The following is a 6,668-nucleotide window of genomic DNA, read 5'->3' on the forward strand; positions in this document are numbered from 1 at the left end:
ATTAGACTATATAAAAATCGATGGATTTTTATATAGTCTAATTTCATTTTTAATCCAAAACACCTGATAATAAATTATCTACTTTCTTTTTCAACTAATATATTCTGCAGTGTTTCAATCTGATTATTATAAGCCAAAACATAGACATAATCACCCGACTGCAGTCTTGTCTCTCCATTAGGAACGAATTCTTCTTCGCCGCGTTTTATATTAATAATCAAGCTGCCCTTAGGCCACTGAATAGATTTTATGCACTTTGAATCAGCCATGCTGCCATTACCGACGACTCGTTCCAAAACCAAACGTTTATAACTCAATGCATCGGCTATTTTATTTTGCTTGCGCAAAGAACGTCCTAACAAAGCATCATATACCGCTTGTCCGTTTAGCATATCCATTACTATATATGCGGTCATTGATACAACAATAAGTGCCAGCATGTGTTGGAAAGAGCCCGTCATTTCCATAATAAGAATACTGCCTGTTATCGGTGCCTTTACTACTGCGGCAAAATAAGCCGCCATAGCAAATACAACAAAATTAGCAGCATAGGTAGAATCAATAATGCCCAAAGCCATTGCAGCATGACTGAAAATACTGCCGCCAACAGCTCCCAATACCAGCATTGGCAGGAAAATACCACCAGGAACACCTGAACCAAAAGATAGTGTAGTAAAAATAAATTTTCCCAGATACAGTACTATTAAAAATAAAATGCCAAAATGTTCTTTTACCAATATATCTACTAAATGGTTACCGCCGCCTAAAACCTGCGGCAGAACAAATCCCAATACCACTGCCAACAATAACGGCAATGCCGGTTTCCACATTTTTTTCAACACTTTTTGGCTGTCATACCAATTCATCATAGCAAATAATAATGCATTAAAACCATAACCTAAAAAGCCGATAAAAACCCCCAATAGCATCAGCAAACCATACATTTTTACCGGCAATACATATAAATGACCAATATTAAAAACCGTGTCACCGCCAAGGAAAATATCAGTTACAGCAGTTGCCGTGACTGAAGCTGCTGCTGTTCCTACTAATACCAGCGGCGAAAAATTTCTATATAATTCCTCAAAACCAAATATAATACCAGCTAATGGCGCGTTAAAAGCTGCTGCCAGTCCTGCACAAGCTCCACTGGTCAATAAAAACCGCTCTTCTACACGCGAACGACGGCGGCCACGACTGACCCCTTGGGCTAAAGCAGCTCCGAGCTGCACACTGGGGCCTTCTCGGCCTAAGGAAAGCCCCGAACCAATAGCTATAACTCCACCAAAAAATTTAGCTAATAGGACACTAAGCCAATCCATATGCATTTTTCCCAATAAAATTCCTTTTATTTGCGGAATCCCACTGCCTGATGACAGTGGTTCTTTTTTTACAATACGATATAAAATATAGGAAAATACCAGCATCAGACCGCAATATACAATAACCATCGGCCAATTTTCCCAAGTAAAATGTTTATATAATACCGGTCGCAATTCATCGGAACCTTCTAATATCCACCTATAAGCAGCTACTACTATTCCTGTAACAATTCCAATTAAAATACCTTCCAAACAAAGCCGTAAACGAAAATGACGTGGATCCTCCAAGTCACTTACAGCCTTCATCAGCCTACTTTTGCTCATAATATACACTCCTAAAGGAGGCAACCACCTCTTTAATTTTATTTTAGGGAATATTATTATTTTACCATAAAACAATATATTTTTTTAACTGCAATTCCAGTAAACAGTAACTTTCCTTAATTTTATTATAAAAACATACATTAATTTTGTTTGACAACTGACATCGTCAGTTTTATTATGTATAGTGTAAGCTAAATTATTTAAAAGGAAGTATTTTATGCGCTGTAATCTAAACTCTGATATTATTGTAAAAATGGCTGCTGATATTGCCGATAAGGAAGGATTATCTAATCTTACCTTAACCAATATCGCTAAATCCCTCAATATTAAAAAACAATCACTATATAATCACATCCGTAATATTGCTCATCTAAAATGCCTGTTAATCATCTATGCCAATATGCACCTGCGTGAACATCTTGCTGAAACAGCTATCGGTAAAAGCAAAGATATTGCTGTTATCGATGTTGCCAATGCTTATCGTCAATTTGCCCATAATTTTCCTGGTCAATATCAGGCTATTATTTCTTTATCCTGGGAATATCGCGATAATGATGAATTCCAGCAGGCTACTAAATCTTTAATGGATGTACTTTTTAAAGTTTTAGCCCCGTATGATTTACACGATGAAGCTCTGATTCATGCCGTACGCGGCTTTCGCAGCATTATGCACGGTTTTGTTTCGCTAGAGTCTGCTAATTGGTTTCATAAACCGCTAGCTAAGCAAGAGAGTTATTTATTGTTAATACAAACATTTATTAACGGTCTTGCTAATGCCAAAAAATCCAATGAAGGTGGTAATTAATTTGGAAATTTGGAAACGAAATTTATTTATCTGCTGGCTGGGCTCATTTGCTACCAGCTGTGCCTTAAGCCAAATTGCCCCCATTCTGCCGATTTTTGTACAAAAATTAGGTATCCACAATTTATCAGATATTGAAATTTGGTCAGGTCTGGCTTTTGGCAGTACCACTTTAATCATGGCCATTGTTTCTCCTTTTTGGGGAAAATTAGCCGATAAGTACGGGCGGAAACCTATGCTGTTGCGTGCCAGTTTTGGTATGTCCATTGTTGTAAGCAGTATCAGCATTGTTAGTTCTGTATATCAATTAGTGGGCTTGCGTATATTGATGGGTACTATCTCCGGCTTTAATTCCGGCGCCATAACCCTTATAGCTACACAAACACCTAAAGACAAAGCCGGCTGGGCTCTAGGTACTTTATCAACAGGTGCTATTAGCGGCATGCTGCTGGGACCGTTAATTGGCGGCTATATGGTAGAGATAATCGGTATCCGCAGTATTTTTATTGTTATGGGTGCACTATTGCTTGTTGCTTTTTCACTGACCCTTTGTTTTGTCAAAGAAGATTTTCAGCCAACCGCACAGGCCTTACTGCCCTTTAAACAAATTTGGCAGGGATTAACCGATAAAAAGTTAATTTGTGCTATGTTTATAACAACTTTTATTTTACAATTTGCTCTGTTTTCCATTGAACCTGTTATTACAATATACATTGGAACATTATCACCAGGCACTAATCATTTAGCCTTTATTTCCGGATTAGTATTTGCATCTTCCGGTCTATCAAGTATATCGGCTGCACCATGGCTTGGTAAATTATCCGACTCCATAGGTGCCCATAAAGTAATATTTATGGCTCTTATATTTGCCGCTATTTCATTTATTCCCCAAGCTTTTGTCCAAAACGAATGGCAGCTTATGGGACTGCGTTTTTTAGTAGGCATTGCTACTGGTGCCTTACTGCCATCAATAAACACTATATTAAAGCAAACCATTCCTGATGATATTGCCGGCCGTATTTTCAGCTATAACCAAACAGCTCAATTTCTGGGAATGTTTTGCGGTGCGGTATGCGGTGGACAAATAGCTGCATATTTGGGTATACGAGCATTATTTTTATCAACAAGTCTCTTATTATTTATAAATGTGATTGGCGTTCGTGAATTTATTTATAAAAAAGCTGATGATAAATTTAAACATATTGTATCTCATTCACTATAAAATATATTTAGCAAATAAATTTTTTGCCCTATAACACCTAAGCCCCTACCGCAAATATTATCTTTATCTGCAGTAAGGGCTTAATTTCAATATTTTATTTATATCTTAAATTTATTTATTGCCTTTTGTAAGTTCTCTGCCATTTCCGCCAGAATCTTACTGGAATCAGCAATTTCATTCATCGATGCGGTCTGTTCTTCAGTAGATGCTGCAACTGTTTCTGCTTCCGATGATACGCTCTTGCTCATCGAATCAATTTTAGTTACCGATCCGGCTATTTCTTGCGTTTCCTGCGATAAATTAACTACAATATTTTCCATATCCATAGAATTTTTCGCTATTTGGGTTACCATTTCCACAATATTGCTAAATGTTTTGCCCGCACCATCAACGGCTTCTACGCCGGTTTCTACATGTCCAACGCCTTGCTGCATTACATCAACTGCTTTTTGCGCTGCTGTTTGTATTGTACCGATTAATTCCGCTATTTCACCCGCTGCCTGCTGCGATTGCTCAGCTAATTTTCTTACCTCTTCAGCCACTACAGCAAAACCTTTTCCCTGTTCGCCAGCTCTTGCCGCTTCTATTGCAGCATTAAGTGCCAATAGATTAGTCTGTCCAGCAATATTAGCTATAGTATCTATTATGCCGCCAATTTTCTTTGATTGCTCGCCCAAGCCGCTGATAACTGTCGCTGATTCTCCTACAGAATGCTTCATTTCCTGCATTTTATCCAGTGCTAAAGAAACTTCTTTATCTCCTTTAGATGCTTTTTCATTAGTCAAGCGTATTTTTTCTGATGATTCCTCAATGCTGCTAATAAAATTTTTCATATTGTTTGATAAATTATTGGTATACTTGCCTGCATTCTCTACTGCATGAAACTGTTCACCGCATAAGTCGGCTACATTTACCATCGCCTCTGCTATATGATTACTAGCCTCTGCTGATTGCTTAGCATTAGAGGTAAGCGCTTCTGAGGAATTAGTTAAATATTTAGCTGACTCCATAATTTTTTGCAGCAATTCCTTTATATTATCATTCATTTTTTGTAAAGCCAGCCCCATAGAACCGATTTCATCTTTTCGTTCTAATATTTCTTTTTCAATCGGTTCAGAAAAATTTCCCGTTGCCAATATATTCATTTTTTTCGTTACGTTTTCAATTGGATCAGCTATTTTTTTGCCAATGTAAATAGCAACAGCAACAAGCAGTATCTGTAAAAGCACCATATAAAATATAATTCGAATAATATTATTTCTCAATATTATTTGCTCATTTTTCTCTTTTTCCATTACCTTGGCATCAATATAATCGACCCATCTCCCAGTACCAAGCACCCATTTATATGGCTCAAAGGCGATTGAATAATTTCGTTTTGGCAATGGTGTCGTTTCATTCGGCTTAGCAAACATTAAATCAGTATAGCCCCCGCCCTGTTGACGGCCATTTTTTATTATTTCCTGTATGTAATATTTACCTTTGGGATCAACGGCATTTATACGAGATTTTCCCTCGATATCGCGTCCCAGCAAAGCTACATTTATTCCATCATATGTATCAATCCAAAAATATCCCTTATTATTATCATAGCGTAAATTTCTTATAAGTGCTGCTGCTTGAGCCTTCGCTTCTTGCTCCGTCAACACTCCTGCCTGTTGTTTATCATATACCGTTTTTATTAAACTAAGAGCCATTTCCGCTTCCATCTTTAATTCATGATCAACACTTTGCTCAAAAGCACTGCGGTAATCTTTAATCTGCTGTCGGCTATTATTTACCATATTATAAATAAAAAATCCGCTAACACAGAAGATTGTGATTATTTAGACTAAGATAATAGTAATAATCATTCTCATTTTAATTGAATATAGCCTATCCATATAAAACACCCCATCTCTTAAATTGATACATATATATATTTCTTCATTACATCATTTTTACCTCTATTAATTTAGTCAATACTATCTCCAATAGAAAAGTCGTTGCTGATATTCAAATAATATCAGCAACGACTCAACGCCCTTTTAACCTAATAATTTTTCAATAGCATCTGACATTTGCGATGGTGTCGTTGTTGGTTCATAGCGTCCAACGACCTGACCTTCTCTATCAATTAAAAACTTAGTAAAATTCCATTTAATGGAATCCCCCAGCATAAATTCTGGAAAATTAGTATTTATGGCATTTTGCAGTACTTCAGCTTTAGGATGTTCATTATCAAAGCCTTCAAAGCCCTTTTCTTCTACAAGATATTTAAATAGTGGCTGTGCTGTCTCACCTCTAACATCATTTTTAGCAAATAAAGGAAAAGTTACGCCATAATTTATTTTACAAAACTCTGCGATTTCTCCAGCATCACCCGGTTCCTGTTCAGCAAATTGATTGCTGGGGAACGCCAGTATTTCGAGCCCCTTATCCTTATATTTTTTATATAATGCTTCTAATTCTTCATATTGGGGAGTAAAGCCGCATTTGCTGGCTGTATTGACGATAATCAGCACTTTCCCCTTATATTCAGCCAATGATTTTTCTTCACCATGATTTGTTACTACTGTAAAATCATAAATAGACATTTTGAGTCCTCCCTTTTGTTAAATTATTTATTTAAATATTTTTACTCGTTCATTTATTGCCATCTTTTCAATTGGTTCTGGTGCTTTTAACGGTTGTCCAAATGGCATTTGTGCAATAAGTTTCCAACTGGCAGGTACCGCAAATAAAGCTTTTATTTTTTCATCAATAAGTGGATTATAATGCTGTAAATTTGCACCTAATCCCATATTAGTAAGTGCTGTCCAAATAGCAAACTGCAGCATTCCATTGGACTGTTGTGCCCAGATTGGAAAATTATCTGCATAAAGAGCATAATCTTCCTGCATCTTTTTTACCGTTGCTGTTTCCTGAACCTCCCACGACTAAAGTCGCGGGGTTCCTGCTTCACAGATAGTTGCGCAAAATTCACGTCTTATATTATCTCCACAGGCTATCCCCGTAG

6 protein-coding genes are annotated in these 6,668 nt (G+C 36.9%); 2 read left to right on the forward strand and 4 right to left on the reverse strand.

What is annotated here, in order from left to right:
• Positions 1 to 74: 74 nt before the first annotated feature.
• Entirely contained in the window at positions 75 to 1,646 is a 1,572-nt protein-coding gene (locus tag HNR32_RS11320) for a ClC family H(+)/Cl(-) exchange transporter (RefSeq protein WP_183862736.1), read from the reverse strand.
• 217 nt (positions 1,647 to 1,863) lie between these two features.
• Here HNR32_RS11320 and HNR32_RS11325 point away from each other — a divergent pair, with 217 nt between their 5' ends.
• Positions 1,864 to 2,451, forward strand: coding sequence for a TetR/AcrR family transcriptional regulator (locus HNR32_RS11325; protein WP_183862738.1), 588 nt, complete (start codon positions 1,864 to 1,866; stop codon positions 2,449 to 2,451).
• A 1-nt stretch (position 2,452) separates the two neighbouring features.
• Entirely contained in the window at positions 2,453 to 3,670 is a 1,218-nt protein-coding gene (locus tag HNR32_RS11330; protein WP_183862740.1) for a multidrug efflux MFS transporter, read from the forward strand.
• 98 nt (positions 3,671 to 3,768) lie between these two features.
• On the opposite strand, the gene HNR32_RS11335 is transcribed toward HNR32_RS11330, so the two are convergent.
• The 3 genes from HNR32_RS11335 to HNR32_RS11345 all read right to left on the reverse strand — a co-directional run bounded on the left by HNR32_RS11335 (position 3,769) and on the right by HNR32_RS11345 (position 6,552).
• A complete protein-coding gene (locus tag HNR32_RS11335; protein WP_183862742.1) occupies positions 3,769 to 5,454 on the reverse strand; it encodes a methyl-accepting chemotaxis protein in 1,686 nt (561 codons plus the stop codon).
• A 243-nt stretch (positions 5,455 to 5,697) separates the two neighbouring features.
• Complete coding sequence (locus HNR32_RS11340) at positions 5,698 to 6,246, reverse strand: glutathione peroxidase (RefSeq protein WP_183862745.1); 549 nt, start codon at positions 6,244 to 6,246, stop codon at positions 5,698 to 5,700.
• Positions 6,247 to 6,273: 27 nt separating this feature from the next.
• A complete protein-coding gene (locus HNR32_RS11345) occupies positions 6,274 to 6,552 on the reverse strand; it encodes a nitroreductase family protein (RefSeq protein WP_183862747.1) in 279 nt (92 codons plus the stop codon).
• Positions 6,553 to 6,668 lie beyond the last annotated feature (116 nt).

Source organism: Pectinatus brassicae (genome assembly GCF_014201835.1).
GTDB classification, from domain to species: domain Bacteria; phylum Bacillota; class Negativicutes; order Selenomonadales; family Selenomonadaceae; genus Pectinatus; species Pectinatus brassicae.